At 67.8% G+C, this 14899-nt stretch carries 13 protein-coding genes; 3 read left to right on the top strand and 10 right to left on the bottom strand.

What is annotated here, in order from left to right:
* Position 1 precedes the first annotated feature (1 nt).
* Both ACPPVQ_RS09280 and ACPPVQ_RS09275 read left to right on the top strand, forming a co-directional pair.
* The gene (locus tag ACPPVQ_RS09280; protein ID WP_426520844.1) at positions 2–655 is read left to right on the top strand and encodes an SDR family oxidoreductase; all 654 of its coding nucleotides are present in this window, start codon (positions 2–4) and stop codon (positions 653–655) included.
* 9 nt (positions 656–664) lie between these two features.
* Positions 665–2356 carry a long-chain-fatty-acid--CoA ligase gene (locus ACPPVQ_RS09275; protein WP_426520842.1) on the top strand — a complete coding sequence of 564 codons (1692 nt, stop codon included), beginning with the start codon at positions 665–667 and terminating at the stop codon, positions 2354–2356.
* A gap of 10 nt (positions 2357–2366) precedes the next feature.
* On the opposite strand, the gene ACPPVQ_RS09270 is transcribed toward ACPPVQ_RS09275, so the two are convergent.
* Both ACPPVQ_RS09270 and ACPPVQ_RS09265 read right to left on the bottom strand, forming a co-directional pair.
* Positions 2367–2903: a PaaI family thioesterase gene (locus ACPPVQ_RS09270; RefSeq protein WP_426520840.1), complete on the bottom strand. Its 537-nt coding sequence runs from the start codon at positions 2901–2903 to the stop codon at positions 2367–2369.
* Positions 2904–2949: 46 nt separating this feature from the next.
* Positions 2950–4716, bottom strand: a complete 1767-nt coding sequence (locus ACPPVQ_RS09265; RefSeq protein WP_426520838.1) for an APC family permease — start codon at positions 4714–4716, stop codon at positions 2950–2952.
* Positions 4717–4913: 197 nt separating this feature from the next.
* Here ACPPVQ_RS09265 and ACPPVQ_RS09260 point away from each other — a divergent pair, with 197 nt between their 5' ends.
* Positions 4914–5051, top strand: a complete 138-nt coding sequence (locus ACPPVQ_RS09260; RefSeq protein WP_426520836.1) for a hypothetical protein — start codon at positions 4914–4916, stop codon at positions 5049–5051.
* On the opposite strand, the gene ACPPVQ_RS09255 is transcribed toward ACPPVQ_RS09260, so the two are convergent.
* From ACPPVQ_RS09255 to mnmA, 8 genes are all read right to left on the bottom strand, one after another.
* Complete coding sequence (locus ACPPVQ_RS09255) at positions 5038–5946, bottom strand: oxygenase MpaB family protein (RefSeq protein ID WP_426520834.1); 909 nt, start codon at positions 5944–5946, stop codon at positions 5038–5040. The genes ACPPVQ_RS09260 and ACPPVQ_RS09255 overlap by 14 nt on opposite strands.
* Entirely contained in the window at positions 5943–6500 is a 558-nt protein-coding gene (locus ACPPVQ_RS09250) for a YbaK/EbsC family protein (RefSeq protein ID WP_426520832.1), read from the bottom strand. The genes ACPPVQ_RS09255 and ACPPVQ_RS09250 overlap by 4 nt, the downstream gene beginning before the upstream one ends.
* Positions 6501–6518: 18 nt before the next feature.
* Positions 6519–8018 carry an Asp-tRNA(Asn)/Glu-tRNA(Gln) amidotransferase subunit GatB gene (gene gatB / locus ACPPVQ_RS09245; protein WP_426520830.1) on the bottom strand — a complete coding sequence of 500 codons (1500 nt, stop codon included), beginning with the start codon at positions 8016–8018 and terminating at the stop codon, positions 6519–6521.
* Positions 8018–9565 (bottom strand): Asp-tRNA(Asn)/Glu-tRNA(Gln) amidotransferase subunit GatA, encoded by a 1548-nt coding sequence (gene gatA / locus ACPPVQ_RS09240; protein WP_426520828.1) that lies wholly within the window; start codon positions 9563–9565, stop codon positions 8018–8020. Before gatA ends, gatB begins: the two co-directional genes overlap by 1 nt.
* 3 nt (positions 9566–9568) lie before the next feature.
* Complete coding sequence (gene gatC, locus ACPPVQ_RS09235) at positions 9569–9865, bottom strand: Asp-tRNA(Asn)/Glu-tRNA(Gln) amidotransferase subunit GatC (RefSeq protein ID WP_426520826.1); 297 nt, start codon at positions 9863–9865, stop codon at positions 9569–9571.
* Positions 9866–9956: 91 nt separating this feature from the next.
* Complete coding sequence (locus tag ACPPVQ_RS09230; protein WP_426520824.1) at positions 9957–11267, bottom strand: alpha/beta hydrolase; 1311 nt, start codon at positions 11265–11267, stop codon at positions 9957–9959.
* 196 nt (positions 11268–11463) lie between these two features.
* Positions 11464–13710 carry an NAD-dependent DNA ligase LigA gene (gene ligA / locus ACPPVQ_RS09225; protein WP_426520822.1) on the bottom strand — a complete coding sequence of 749 codons (2247 nt, stop codon included), beginning with the start codon at positions 13708–13710 and terminating at the stop codon, positions 11464–11466.
* Between the two features lie 54 nt (positions 13711–13764).
* On the bottom strand, positions 13765–14883 hold the full coding sequence (mnmA, locus tag ACPPVQ_RS09220; protein WP_426520820.1) for a tRNA 2-thiouridine(34) synthase MnmA: 1119 nt from the start codon (positions 14881–14883) through the stop codon (positions 13765–13767).
* Positions 14884–14899 lie beyond the last annotated feature (16 nt).

Genomic DNA, 14899 nt, shown 5'->3' with positions numbered 1-14899 from the left:
CATGACTCGCGTTGCCATCGTCGGTGCCCACGGTAAAGTCGCGCAGCAGCTGATGCGCCTGCTCTACGACAGGGGCGACGAGTTCGTCGGTGTCGTGCGCAACGAGGATCACGGCGAAGACGTCTTCCGCCTGGGCGGGGAGGGCGCGCTCGTCGACATCGAGTCCGCGTCTGCGGAGCAGCTCGCGATACCGTTCGCCGGCTGCGATGTCGTGGTCTTCAGCGCGGGAGCCGGCCCCGGGTCGGGCGTCGAACGCAAGCGCACTGTCGACTATGCGGGCTCGGTGAAGTCGGTTCAGGCAGCGATCATCGCCGGCGCCCGCCGGTTCATCCAGGTCTCAGCATGGGGTGTCGACAACCCGGTGGCGCAAGACGCCGACGAACAGTGGGCGGCGTATGTCGCGGCCAAGCGTGACGCGGATGCCGTACTCCGGCAGTCAGGACTCGACTGGACCATCCTGCGCCCCGGAGCGCTCACCTACGAGGACGGCACAGGGAGAATCCTGCTCGGCACGACCGTTCCGCGAGGTTCGATCCCGCGCGAGGACGTCGCGGCGCTGATCGTCGCGTGCATCGACGAGCCACGGTCGATCGGCCGCCAGTGGGAGGTCATCAGCGGTGACACGCCGATCGCCGAGGCGGTGCGCGGCGCGTAGGCTCGGTGCGTGACTACGTACGCAGAGCGGCCGTGGACGGCCTGTTACGCCCCCGGTGTCCCCGACGACGTCGAACTTCCTGAGGGTTCCCTCGCCCACCTGATCGACGACTCCGTCGCAACCTACGGAAAGAACGTCGCACTCGAGTTCTTCGGAGCGACAACGACCTACTCCGAGCTCGGCGACCAGATCGCGCGCGCGGCCGAAGGCCTTCGACGCCTCGGCGTCGGCAAAGGCGATCGCGTCGCCCTCGTGCTCCCGAACTGCCCCCAGCACGTTGCGGCCTTCTACGCCGTTCTGCGGCTCGGCGCCATCGTGGTCGAGCACAACCCTCTCTACACACCGCGCGAACTGCGGCACCAGTTCGAAGACCATGGGGCGCAGGTCGCGATCGTCTGGGACAAGGCCAGCGCGACCGTGCAGGACCTGCCCGCCGACCTCGGCGTCACCACCGTCATCTCCGTCGACATCACCCGCGCGATGCCGGTCTCGAAACGCTTCGCCCTTCGGCTGCCCGTCGCCGCGGCACGCAAGGCGCGCGATCAGCTGACCACGCAGGCGCGGGGCACGATCACCTGGGAGAAGCTGCTCGACAACCGTCGCATCCCGGCGACGCATCCCCGCCCGGAGGCCTCTGACCTCGCCCTCATCCAGTACACCAGCGGCACCACCGGCGTGCCAAAGGGCGCCATGCTCAGCCACCTGAACCTCGGTGTGAACGCCGCCCAGGCGCGGGCGTGGGTTCCCGCGATCGAGCGCGGCAGATCCGTCGTCTACGCGGTACTGCCCTTGTTCCACGCCTACGGTCTCACCCTCTGCCTCACGTTTGCCATGAGCATGGGATCGCGCCTCGTGCTGTTCCCGAAATTCGACCCCGACCTCGTGCTCGATGTGGTGCGCAGGCGGCCGCCGACGTTCCTCCCGGCGGTTCCTCCCATCTATGAACGCCTCGCCACGGCGGCGAAAGCGAAGAAGGTGTCGCTCAGCGGCATCGACATCGCGATCTCCGGGGCGATGAACCTGCCCGACACGATCGTCAGCATGTGGGAGAAGGAGACCGGCGGCTATCTCGTCGAAGGCTACGGACTCTCCGAATGCTCGCCGGTGCTCATGGCGAACCCGGTCGGGAGCACGCGCAAGGCCGGGACCGTCGGCCTTGCCCTGCCGAGCACGGAGCTGCGCGTCGTCGACCCGGAGAATCCCTCCACCGACCGCGATTTCGGCGAAGAGGGCGAACTCGTCGCCCGCGGGCCGCAGGTGTTCTCGGGGTACTGGCGCAAGCCCGACGAGACGGCCAAAGTGCTCGACGACGATGGCTGGTTCCGCACCGGCGACATCGTCACGATGGACGACGAGGGCTACGTGCGCATCGTCGACCGCATCAAGGAACTCATCATCACCGGCGGCTTCAACGTGGCGCCCACCGAGGTCGAGGACTGCCTGCGCACCGTCGAGGGCGTTGCAGATGTCGCAGTCGTGGGCGTGCCGCACGGGCGCGGCGGTGAAGATGTCGTGGCCGCTGTCGTCATGAAACCGGGCGCGTCCTTCGATGAGACCGCGATCCGCGCCTTCGCCCGCGAGAACCTCACTCCGTACAAGGTGCCGAGGCACATCACTCAGGTCGACGAGCTGCCGCGCTCCCTCATCGGCAAGGTCGTGCGCCGCCAGGTGCGCGAACAGCTGATGACGAAGGCGGAGTAGCGTTCGCGAACTACGCGATCGGGAACACGAGCAACGAACCCGTGGCGGTCGCGACGACCTTGCCGGACGCATCCGTCACCACCCCGTCGGCGAACGCGACACGATTGCCCGGCTTGGTGACCGTGCCGACGCAGGTGAGCGGTCCCGCATTCGCGTGCACCGGCCTGAGGTAGTTCACCGTGATACCGATCGAGGTGTAACCCTGGCCCTGCGCGAGCGTACTCTGCACTGCGCAGCCGAGCGCCGAGTCGAGCAGAGTGCACACCAGCCCTCCGTGCACCGTTCCGATCGGGTTGTAGTGCGACTCGTCGGGGGTGCACTCGAACGTCGCCGTGCCGACCTGCGCATCCACCAGCGTCATGTTCAGGTGAGACATGATCGGTGGCGGCGGCAACTCCTGCCCGATCAGCGTCTTCAGGTAATCGAGACCGGACATGGTCGGCATCACTGCGACACCGGGCGCCGGATCCTCCCACTCGATCACCCGGCGGCGGGTGCCACCGGCTGACTCGGTTCCCTCAGGTTCGCTCGGCGGAGTCGTACTCATGCAGACAGCCTATTCACGGTCCTGACATCTGCCGCGCGATACCCCATCACTCCCGCTCGTCCGGCGGCTTGGCGTAGTGGGTGTCGGATGGCGGGAGCACCGCCGGGGTCTCCACCGGTTCACCGGTCTCGGCGTTGATCGCCGTCTGCCCGGGAGGCAGGTTCGACAGGTCGGGGGCGATGACCGTCGCGAAGGTCCCGGAGTCGGGAAGCCCGAACCCGACCAGGCCCCCGTCGACCGACGCGAGCACAAGGTCGTCCGAGCGCATCGGAAGCGTCTTGCCGCGGAAGAAGTCGGGCCTGACGAGCCACCAGATGAACATCAGCACCAGGCCGATCAGGAGGCCGCCGACACCCACGACCGCTTCAGCGCCGATACCGAAGATCGTCACGTTCTTGCCGTTGTCGTCGACCAGCCAGTCGGGGGCTGCGAACTGGACGAGTCCATAGACGAACACAGCGAGCAGGATGAGGCCCCCGACGAACGGGAAGACTCCACGGAAGATCACAGTCCGGAACGACCTGAACATCGTCTTGCGGTAGAACCAGACGCAGACGAAGCCGGTGAGCCCGTAGTAGAAAGCGATCATCAGGCCGATCGACCCGATCAGGGCGTTCAGCAGGCTGAAGCTGATCGCTGAGAAGATCAGGTAGAACGCCGCCGAGATGATGCCCATGCCGATCGTCGACCAGGTCGGCGTCAGGTACTTGGGGTGGATCTTCGCGAACTTCTCGGGGATCGCCTTGTAGACCGCCATCGACAGCGCGGTGCGCGCCGTCGGGAGGATGGTCGTCTGCGTCGAAGCAGATGCGGAGGTCAGGATCGAGAACCCGAGAAGCGTCAGCAGGATCGATCCGACGGGCCCTGAGCCGAACAGTGTCGGCCCGATGGCCGCGAAGACGTCACTCGAGTTGGCCGGGTTCGCCAATCCGATGCCCTTGTCGCCGACCCCGGCGAACGCGATCGCAGCGACCGTGACGATGGCGTAGGTGAGGAGCAGGAGGAGCGTGCTGATCACAGCCGCGCGGCCGGGCGTCTTCTCGGGGTCCTTGGTCTCCTCATTGATCGAGACCGCCGTGTCCCAGCCCCAATAGATGAAGATCGCGGTCAGCATGGCCGGGGCGATCGTCTGGCTGAAGTCGAGCCCGAACGGGTTGAACCAGTTCCACTGTGGGATCAGCGAGTACGGCTCACCGTTGCCCGTATAGACCTTGACGAGCGCGAACCCGGCGAAGAACAGCAGGATGATCACCTCGAACCCGAGCAGGACGTACTGCACGCGCGCCGAGATCTCGATCCCGCGATAGCAGATCCACGTCATGACGGCGATCCACAGCAGGCCGGCGATGAGTGTTGCGATCTCATTGTTCGCCAGCGCCGCCACTCCGGGCAGCCCGAAGCCCCCGATGAAGGTGAACGTGTACGACCCGGCGATCTGCGCCAGGTTCGACATGACGATCACATCGGCGACGATGATGCCCCAGCCGCCCATCCAGCCGGTGATCGGGCCGAACGCCCGTGTCGCCCAGGTGAACGTGGTGCCGCAGTCCGGCTCGGCCTTGTTCAGCTCCTGGTAGGCCACCGCGATCAGGTACATCGGGATGAACGCCAGGAGCACGATCCCGGGCGCGTGAACACCCGCCGCGAGTGTGCCGCCGACGACGATGAACCCCAGGCTCGCTGCGAGGCTGTAGGCGGGCGCCGTCGAAGCGACACCTACGACAACGCTCGAGACGAGACCGAGCGCGCCGGACTTCAGTCCCTTGCTGTCCACGGAATCGGGGTTGGAATCGGGGGGAACAGTGGTCGTCATCGGGTCTCCCAACACTGCCGCCGGCATGCCGGCCGAACCTGGTCGCGAACGGCTGTTCAACGGTGAACAGCCCGACGAGACATGTCTACGCCTTTTCGTCAGTTCCTGCACGTACCTGTGGAGTCGGCATGGCGCGCAGAGAAAGGGCATAAAGTCAGCACTACGGAGTCGTTCGACTCTCGATCAAGGGAGTCACCATGTCTGACAAGTCACCGAAGAAGAACAGTTCCAAGACCGCCGCGAGCAAGTCCCTGAAGGAGAAGCGGCTCGACAAACGCACGAAGTCGGATGCGAAGGCACATCTCGACGCCGTCTCCGACATCAAGAAGCGCTAGCGCCCAGCCGTTCCAGCCGCCGCCGTGCGGCGATCTCTCCTGCGCTCCTCGGGCCGAGCATCCTGCCCGCCCCGTGCAGCACGAGGGACGTCGCACCGGCGACGGGCAGTCGCAGCGGACCCAGATGCGCTTCACGCAGGCCCAGCAGTTCGCGATACGGCGGCTCGAGCGAGTGCACGGCACCGGCGAAGAGCACGGCATACGACGGCCGCAGGGTTCGCCGAAGCGGGGCGCGACGCACGAAGCGCACGATCTCGTCAGCATCCGCCCCACCCCTGAGCTCGGGGAGAAAGGCGGCGAGCTGCGCCTTCAGCTCGGCCCGGCTGCGCGGCGGGTCGGGAACCATCATGAGCTCGCCGGCTTTCGCCCACTCGCGCACGTATCCGTCTGACCCGCCGGGCACCGGCTCTCCCCAGAGCTCGTGGGCGGTGAGGAACGAGTCGGTGAACGCCAGGTGCACCCAGCTCAGCAGGTGCGGATCGTTCGCCGCGTAGGTGCGGCTGGCACCCTGGGCATCCACGTAGGTGCCGACGACGCGCTCGTGAAGCCGCAGCACCCAGTCGGAGCCCTGTGCGGCCTGTGCCGTGTCGCCGTAGGTCACGGTGTGGATCCACCGAATGGTGCCACCCAGCCGGCCGAGCGGGTCCTCGCGGTACCGCGACCAGTCACGCACGCCCGCCAGTGCCCCCGGGTGGAGTGCCTGCATGAGCAGGGCCCGGATGCCCGCGACCAGCGTCGGCATCGCGCCGTGGATGGTCCACGCGGCACTGTCGGGGCCGAAGAACCCGACGTCGTCACCCTGCTCGAACTCCTGCACCCACCCGGGCACACCACTGCGCTGTCCGGCAAGCGTTTCGAGCAGCCGCACGCGGATGGGTTCGGTGAGGCGCGTCATCCGGTCGGCACATCCATCGCGAGCGCCTCGATCACCTGCGCCCCGGGAAGGCCGCCGAGCAACGCACCGGGCAGCAGGAGTTTCGACCTGCGCACGCCGGAGCCGATGATGACGACATCCGTCGCCGTCACACGGCTGTCCACGTACACCGGCCAGTCCGCCGGGAGCCCGATGGGGGTGATGCCCCCGTACTCCATGCCTGTGAGCTCGACGGCCCGATCCATCGGCAGGAACGAGCACTTGCGCACGTCGAGCAGCCGTTTGACGCCCGAGTTGATGTCGGCACGCGTCGTCGACAACACAACGCACGCGGCGATGCGCTCCACGCCCTCTCGCTTGCCCGCGACGACGACGCAATTGGCCAGGGTTCCGGCGTCGAGTCCGAAACGGGCCTGCGTCGCGGCCGTGTCGGAGACGTCGGGATCGATCTCGACGACGCCGATCTGGTCGAGCAGCCCGGCGCGGTCGAGTACAGCGGCCGTCGGCGCGCTGAGCAGGTCAGGACGCGTGGATGCGGGCACCGTGGTCAGGCCGCCGAGCGTGAAGACTCCCATGCCCTGATTCTGCCAAACTCAGGCGGATGCGCGCTCGAGCACGAGCTCGCGCACCCGGGCCGCGTCGGCCTGCCCCTTCATCGCCTTCATGACGGCGCCGATCACGGCACCGGCAGCCTGCACCTTGCCGTCGCGGATCTTCTCGAGCACATCCGGCTGGGCGGCGAGAGCCTCGTCGATGGCTGCGATGAGTGCGCCGTCGTCGGAGACGACCGCGAGTCCGCGCGCGTCGACGACCTGCTGCGGCGAGCCTTCGCCCGCGATCACCCCTTCGAGCACCTGGCGTGCCAGGCGATCGGTGAGCGTCCCGTCGTCGACGAGCGCGGCCAGCGAGGCCACGTGCTCCGGCGAGACCAGGGTCTCGGCGGCGACGCCCTGCGCGTTGGCGAGACGGGCGATCTCCCCGGTCCACCACTTGCGTGCTGCCGCGGGCGAGGCGCCGGCGGCAACCGTGGCTTCGACGACGTCGAGCAGGTCGGCGTTCGCGACGTCCTGGAACTCCAGGGCGGTGAAACCCCAGTCGACGGCGAGCCGCTTGCGACGCGCCGCGGGCGGCTCGGGCAGGGTGGCCCGCAGTTCGTCGACCCATTCCCGCGACGGGGCGACCGGCACGAGGTCCGGCTCAGGGAAGTACCGGTAATCGTCCGCATCGCTCTTCGGGCGTCCGGCACTCGTCGTGCCGGTGTCCTCGTGCCAGTGCCGGGTCTCCTGGATGATCGTTCCGCCGGCCGCGAGGATGGCCGCCTGGCGCTGGATCTCGTAGCGGACTGCCCGCTCCACCGAGCGCAGCGAGTTCACGTTCTTCGTCTCCGTGCGCGTACCGAGTACCGATGAGCCGCGGGGCCGGAGGGACACGTTGGCGTCGCAACGCACGTTGCCCTCCTCCATGCGGGCGTTCGAGACGCCCAGCGCCTTGACGAGCTCGCGGATGACGGCGACGTATGTGCGGCCGACCTCCGGTGCGTCCGCTTCCGCGCCTTCGATCATCTTGGTGACGATCTCGACGAGCGGAACGCCGCCGCGGTTGTAGTCGACCAGCGAGTAGTCCGCGCCCTGGATGCGGCCCGTCGAGCCGCCGACGTGCGTGAGCTTGCCGGCGTCTTCCTCCATGTGCGCGCGCTCGATGGCAACCGTGACTTCACGACCGCTCTCGAGCTCGATCGTGATGCTGCCGTCGTAGGCGATGGGCTCGTCGTACTGCGAGGTCTGGAAGTTCTTCGCCGTGTCGGGGTAGAAGTAGTTTTTGCGCGCGAACCGGCTCGTCTCGGCGATGCTGCAGCCGAGAGCGAGGCCGAGGCGGATGCTCGACTCGATGGCCTTCTTGTTGACCTGTGGCAGTCCTCCCGGGAGTCCGAGGCAGGTCGGGCAGGTGTTCGTGTTCGCACCCTGTCCGAATGCGTTCGAGCACCCGCAGAACATCTTCGTCGTGGTGTTCAGTTCGACGTGCACCTCGAAACCGAGCACCGGCTCGAAGAGCTCGAGCGCCTTGTCGAAGTCCATCAATTCAGCTGCGGCCATCAGACGGCTCCCTCTTCGCTTGCGAACATCTCGGTCGCCGACAGGTCGGGCGCCTGGCTGAGGAGCGTGTGGCCCCACTGCTGCTCGAGGAGCTGCTCGAGAGCCGCGCCGACCGTGTAGAGCCGGGCGTCTGCGCGCGCAGGCGCCATCAGCTGGAGGCCGACCGGCAGCCCGTCCTCGGGCGCAAGGCCGATCGGAAGGCCCATCCCGGGGACGCCGGCGAGGTTCGCCGGGATGGTCGTGATGTCGTTGAGGTACATCGCCATCGGATCGGCCAGTTTCTCGCCGAAGCGGAAGGCTGTCGTCGGCGCGCTCGGGCTGACCAGCACGTCCGCTTTCTCGAATGCGGACGCGAAGTCACGCTGGATGAGCGTGCGCACTTTCTGGGCGCTTCCGTAGTAGGCGTCGTAGTAGCCCGCGCTCAGCGCATACGTGCCGAGGATGATGCGGCGCTTGACCTCGGGTCCGAACCCGGCGTCGCGGGTGGCCGCCATCACGCGCTCCACGGTCACCGGGCCGTCTTCGGGGGTGACGCGCAATCCGAAGCGCACCGAGTCGAAACGGGCGAGGTTGCTGGAGGCTTCCGCCGGGAGGATCAGGTAGTACGCGGCTACCGCGTACTCGAAGCTGGGAGCGGCGACTTCGACGATCTCGGCGCCGGCGGACGCGAGCAACGCGAGCGACTCGTCGAAGCGCTGCTTCACGCCGGCCTGGAATCCGTCGCCGGCGAGTTCGGTGATGACCCCGACGCGGACGCCCTTGAGCGCGCCGCCTGCGAGCCCGACGCGCGCCGCGGCCGCCATCGAGGGCCAGGCGTCAGGCAGGGAGGTGGAGTCGAACGGGTCGTGGCCGCCGATCACGTCATGCAGGAGCGCTGCGTCGAGCACGGAGCGGGAGACCGGCCCGACCTGGTCGAGGGAGCTCGCCAGCGCGATAGCCCCGTACCGGCTGACGCCGCCGTAGGTCGGCTTGACGCCGACCGAGCCTGTGACGGCTGCCGGCTGCCGGATGGACCCGCCGGTGTCCGAGCCGAGCGCGAGCGGCGCTTCGAACGCGGAGACCGCGGCAGCTGACCCGCCTCCGGAGCCTCCGGGGATGCGCTCGAGATCCCAGGGGTTGCGGGTGGGGCCGTACGCCGAGTGCTCGGTCGAGGAGCCCATGGCGAACTCGTCCATGTTGGTCTTGCCGAGGGGCACGAGGTCGGCCTCACGGAGCTTGCGCACGACGGTCGCGTCATAGGGCGGCAGCCAGCCTTCGAGGATCTTCGAGCCCGACGTGGAGGGCATGTCCTTGGTGGCAAGAACGTCCTTGATCGCGATGGGAACGCCGGCCAGCGCAGACAGCTGCGCGCCGGCGGAGCGGCGCGCGTCGATGTCGGCAGCGGTGGCGAGGGCTGCATCGCCCGCAACGTGGAGGAAGGCGTGCACGTCCTCATCCACCGCTTCGATGCGGTCGAGATGGGCGCGGGTCGCCTCGACCGAGGAGATGTCGCGGGTCGCGAGCAGGTCGGCGAGCGTGGATGCCGGGAGTCTGGTGAGGTCCGTCATGGTCTACTCCTCGTCCAGGATCGGGGGAACGCGGAACCAGTCGCCATCGCGGTCGGGAGCGCCGGAGAGCGCCTGCTCGACGGTGAGACCCGGCACGTGCACGTCTTCGCGGAAGACGTTGGTGAGCGGAAGCGGGTGGCTGGTGGCGGGTACATCCGGCCCGGCGACCTCGGTGACCTTGGCGACCGCGTCGACGATCTGGCCCAGCTCGGCGGTGAGGCTCGTGATCTCTTCGGGGCTCAGGTCGATCCTGGCGAGGTTCGCCAGGTGCGCGACCTGTTCGGCGCTAATTTCGGACATGGGTCTCCGTCTGCTGCGTCAGTGTGTGGATGGATCAATCCTATTCGAGCCGAAGCGGCCGGTCACCGCGCGCAGAGCAGCCCGACGAGCCCTACTTGCCCGAGGCCGTCGTCTGGGTGACGTGGGCCGGTGAGGACGCGCCCATGACCAGGTCCCCCATGTCGATGCCGATCAGGGCGAGGTTGCGCATCGACTCGCTTCCAGCAGCGAAGTACTCGTTGTGACCGGACGATCCGATGAGCTTGTCGTCCGTGATGGGGTCGATGCCGCCGGAGACGCCCATCTTGCGTGCGCCGTAGCTCGCCGCCCCCGGGTCGCTGCCGAAGAACGCACTGTGGACGATCGGGTCCATCTGCGCCTGGCCGACGTAGACGTTGCCGTCGTTCACGCTCAGCTGTGAGACGGACTGGGCATCGCTCCCGGGGGAACCGAGGAGCGCGAGCGCATCGACGGAGACGGTGTGCCGCTGGAGGGCGAGGAGCACCGCCGTCGAGCCGTACGAGTGGGCGAAGACGCTCACGAACGGCATGTCCGTCTTTCTGAGGGTCTGAAGGCCCTGGAGCGCCTGTTCGATGTTGTCCGCGCCTTGCGTGGCGAGGTCGAGGCCGCCGATGTTCATGAGTTCGGGTGTCTGGTAGCCGATCCAGGCGACCGTCGCCACGCCGGGTGTCGCCTGCGCTCCTCGCGGCCCGAGGACCCGCTTCAGCCACTGGGTCTGGCTGTCGTAGAGTTCCTGTGCCGTCTTCGCCCAGTCGACGATCTGCTCGTCGACCGACATGTACATTCCGGGGACGAGGTAGCTGACGAAGTGTGCTTTGGACAGGTCGCCGATGACGATGGCCGCCCGGGCGTCCGATGAGGTGTCGAGCGAGATCAGGGTTCGCTTGACCCCGTCATGCCTCGACAGGGCGCGCTTGACGTTCTGGAGCGTGGCGAGGGTGCGCTGCATCCCGAGCCGTGTGGCCTTGCCCTGCTCAGACGCAAGGCTGGTTCGCTCCTGCGCGATCGTCCTTTTCAGGTCGAGCACGTTGGCGCGTCCGCGCACGTCGTATGGGATGCCTTCGAGGTTGCCGACGACGTGAGGGGCCGCATGGATGAGCGACGCCTGCGTGCGAGGATCGATCAGGCGCCAGAATCCCGCGATGTCGCTCGCCCTGGGCGGATTCGCGACCATCGCGTCGAGGGCGGCATGGTGCGAACTGACGAATGCGGGAACGTCCGGCGCTGCGATGCGGCTGAGTGCCCCCAGCGTCGCGGCTGCGAGGAGAGCCTGCTGCGTGTTCCCGGCGTGTGCGTCGCCCACCGCGGAGCGCGCAGCCGTCTCGTGCGCCAGCGCGGCGACGGATGACACGGGAGCCAGGTGGGTGCTCGTGTCGGCGGGCACGACTCCGGCCCCGGCCACTCCTCCGAGGACCGAGGTAATTGAAAGTATTGCTGCAAAGCCGACCAGCACTCCGTCAGGGTCCCTCCGAGAGCGACGAGCAGAGCCTTTGCATCGCCCCTGGCGAGGCGCGCCCTTCGATGCTATCGGTCGGAAAACCTCAGCCAGATACTCGTTCTACCCCCTGTTAGGGAGTAGAACACGCATTTTAGCAGGGTCAGAGCGCTTCTGGCCCACCCTCGAGCAGCCTGCGGAACCCATCGGCATCGATCACCGGGATGCCGAGTTGCTCCGCTTTGGCCAGCTTCGACCCCGCGCCAGGACCGGCCGCGACGAAGTCGGTGTTCTTCGAAACACTCGATGCCGATTTGCCGCCCGCTGCGATGATCGCCTCCTGGGCGCCCTCGCGGGTGAAACCCTCGAGCGAGCCGGTCGCGACCACCGTGAGTCCGGCGAGGGTGCCCCCTGCCGCTTCGGCCGCCCCAGGGCCCGGATGACCGGGGATGGCGGACTGCACCCCGGCGGCCGCCCAGCGCTCCACGATCTCACGATGCCAATCGACGCCGAACCAGTCGACGACCGCATCGGCGATGATGCCGCCGACGCCGTCGACCTCGGCGAGTTCGTCACGGCCGGCGGTACGGATTGAATCGACTGAGCCGAAATGGTCGGCGAGGGCGCGCGCGGCAACCGGGCCGACATGACGGATGTTCAGGGAGACGAGGATGCGCCAGAGCGGCTTCACCTTCGCCGCCTCGAGGTTCGCGAGGAGTTCTTCAGCATTCTTCGAGGGAACGGAGTCTTCGGTGCCCGCGAACCCGGACGACTCCGGGTCGTACGGACCGTCTTTCTTCTGCCGTCGGCGCCGGAACGGTGTGTCGGTCTTGGGCTCCCCCGCATCGGTGAGCCGCGGAAGGCCGGTCTCGGGATCGCGCACAACGACCTCGACGGGGAACAGGTCGGCCATGGTCAGGTCGAAGAGGCCCGCTTCGGTGCGAAGTGGCGGCTCCGTGGGCTTGAGCGGCTGGGTGAGCGCGGCGGCGGCGACCTCGCCCAGTGCTTCGATGTCGAGGGCGCCACGGGAGCCGATGTGCTCGACCCGCCCCCACACCTGCGCCGGGCAGAACTCGGAGTTCGGGCACCGCAGGTCGACGTCGCCCTCTTTCGCCGGAGCGAGGCGGGTACCGCAGACCGGGCAGTTCTCGGGCATGACGAACTCACGCTCGGTGCCGTCGCGCAACTCGACGACGGGACCGAGGACTTCGGGGATGACGTCGCCCGCCTTTCGGAGCACGACCGTGTCGCCGATGAGCACGCCCTTCGCCTTCACAACGTCCTGATTGTGCAGCGTGGCCTGTCGCACCTCACTGCCGGCGACCCTGACCTTCTCCATCACGGCGAAGGGAGTCACGCGCCCGGTGCGCCCGACACTGACGACGATGTCGAGCAGCTTGGTGTTGACCTGCTCTGGCGGGTACTTGTATGCGATCGCCCAGCGCGGGGCGCGGCTCGTGGCGCCGAGCTCGTCGTGGAGAGCGAGTTCGTCGACCTTCACCACGACCCCGTCGATCTCGTGTTCGACGCTGTCGCGGTGCTCACCGTAGTAGCGGATGAACGCGGCGGCCCCTGCAGCGGCATCGACGACGCGATAGTGGGTCGAGGTCGGCAGACCCCACTCCTTGAGCAGGTCGTACGTCTTCGACTGGCTGTCGACGGGCGGGTTCGCCCACGCGCCGATGCCGTGCACGAGCATGTGCAGCCGCCCGAGTCGCGCCCGCATGAGGGCGAGCTGTATGTCGTTCTTGCCTTCCGCCTTCTGCCGCAGCGAGCCGCTCGCCGCGTTACGGGCGTTGGCGAAGACCTTCTCGCCGAGCTCCGTCTGCGCAGCGTTGAGGGCCTCGAACTCGGCGACGGGGAAGAAGACCTCGCCGCGCACCTCGACCAGCCGCGGATGACCTGTGCCGGCGAGCCGTGTCGGGATGACCGGTATGAAGCGGATGTTCTCGGTCACGTCTTCGCCGACCACACCGTCGCCGCGGGTCGCCGCCGAGACGAGCCGCCCGTTCTCGTACCTCAGGTTGATGGCGAGGCCGTCGATCTTCAGTTCGCACAGGTAGTCGACGGGGCGCCCTGCATCCCGCTCGACCCGTGCCGCCCATGCTTCGAACTCGTCGATCGAGAACACGTTGTCGAGGCTGAGCATGCGCTCGGCATGCTGAACAGGCGCGAACAGCGTGGTCTGCGCTCGACCGCCGACCGTCTGGGTCGGGCTGTCCTGGCTCTGCAGCTCGGGGAACAGCCGCTCGAGCTCCTCGAGACGGTGGATCATCCCGTCGTATTCGAGGTCGCTCACCAGCACGGTGTCTCGCTCGTAGTACGCGTCGCGCAGCTCGAGGATGCGCTCGGTCAGCTGCTGGGCTTCTGCCCTGGCCCGCGTGGGGTCATCCGTGTCGTCGTTCACCACGCTCCCAGCATACGGACAGCCGCCGACGCCGGACGCTGCCGACAACCGCTTCGCTCAGCCGACGGGTACGGCGCTGACGGTGCGGTCGATGGTCGCCTGCCCCAGTACGCGGGTTCCGACGTACACGACGGCAGTCTGGCCCGGGGCGACCCCGTTGAGCGGCGTGTCGGGCGTGACCACCAGCTCGTCGACACCTCCCTCACCCGGGCGAACGACAGCCACCGCGGCGACGGGGTCTGCGTGAGCACGGATCTGCACTTCGCAGGCGAAGGGCTCCCCCGGGTTCTCGGGCGGGCGGCCGGCCCAGGTGAAACGCGAGCCGGCGATCTCGGCGATGTCGAGCGCCTCCTTGGGGCCGACGACGACGGTGTTGTCCTTGGGCCGCACCTCGAGCACGAATCGCGGCTTGCCGTCTGCGGCGGGGAATCCGATGTTCAGGCCCTTGCGCTGGCCGACCGTGAACGCGTGCGCGCCCTCGTGACTGCCGAGCCGGTTGCCCTCGCGATCGAGGATGTCGCCGGTCTCTGCCCCCACGCGCTCCGCGAGCCAGCCGCGGGTGTCACCGTCGGGAATGAAGCAGATGTCATGCGAATCCGGCTTGTTGGCGACGCTGAAGCCGCGAGCGGCCGCCTCGGCACGCACCTCGGCCTTGGACGGCGTAGCGCCGAGCGGGAACATCGCGTGTGCGAGCTGCTCGCCGGTGAGCACGCCGAGCACGTACGACTGGTCTTTCGCCCACGCACTCGCGCGGTGCAGTTCGCGGTTGCCGTCGACATCCGTCACGATGGCCGCGTAGTGGCCGGTGCAGACCGCGTCGAATCCGAGGTCGAGCGCCTTCTCGAGCAGGGCGGCGAACTTGATCTTCTCATTGCAGCGCATGCACGGGTTGGGCGTGCGCCCGGCGGAGTACTCGGCGATGAAGTCGTCGACGACGTCGAGCTTGAAGCGCTCGGAGAAATCCCACACATAGTACGGGATGCCGATGATGTTCGCTGCGCGCTGCGCATCCATCGAATCCTCGATCGTGCAGCAGCCGCGGCTGCCGGTGCGCAGGGTTCCCGGCATGCGGCTCAGCGCCAGGTGCACGCCGACCACGTCATGGCCCGCCTCGACCGCACGCGCCGCCGCCACCGCCGAGTCGACGCCACCACTCATCGCTGCCAGAACTTTCACCCGACAAGTCTACGGC

The sequence above is a fragment of the Leifsonia sp. McL0618 genome (genome assembly GCF_049994905.1).
GTDB lineage: Bacteria > Actinomycetota > Actinomycetes > Actinomycetales > Microbacteriaceae > Diaminobutyricibacter.
The sequence above is the reverse complement of the archived record's forward strand: the minus strand, read 5'-3'. Positions and strand labels throughout refer to the sequence as shown.

Bases quoted from the DNA above. Each gene is read 5' to 3' on its own strand.
- gatB (WP_426520830.1), bottom strand. From the start codon at position 8,018: ATGGCCGCAGCTGAATTGATGGACTTCGACAAGGCGCTCGAGCTCTTC.
- ACPPVQ_RS09265 (WP_426520838.1), bottom strand. From the start codon at position 4,716: ATGACGACCACTGTTCCCCCCGATTCCAACCCCGATTCCGTGGACAGC.
- gatA (WP_426520828.1), bottom strand. From the start codon at position 9,565: ATGACGGACCTCACCAGACTCCCGGCATCCACGCTCGCCGACCTGCTC.
- ACPPVQ_RS09250 (WP_426520832.1), bottom strand. From the start codon at position 6,500: ATGGGAGTCTTCACGCTCGGCGGCCTGACCACGGTGCCCGCATCCACG.
- ACPPVQ_RS09280 (WP_426520844.1), top strand. From the start codon at position 2: ATGACTCGCGTTGCCATCGTCGGTGCCCACGGTAAAGTCGCGCAGCAG.
- ACPPVQ_RS09255 (WP_426520834.1), bottom strand. From the start codon at position 5,946: ATGACGCGCCTCACCGAACCCATCCGCGTGCGGCTGCTCGAAACGCTT.
- gatC (WP_426520826.1), bottom strand. From the start codon at position 9,865: ATGTCCGAAATTAGCGCCGAACAGGTCGCGCACCTGGCGAACCTCGCC.
- ACPPVQ_RS09270 (WP_426520840.1), bottom strand. From the start codon at position 2,903: ATGAGTACGACTCCGCCGAGCGAACCTGAGGGAACCGAGTCAGCCGGT.
- ACPPVQ_RS09260 (WP_426520836.1), top strand. From the start codon at position 4,914: ATGTCTGACAAGTCACCGAAGAAGAACAGTTCCAAGACCGCCGCGAGC.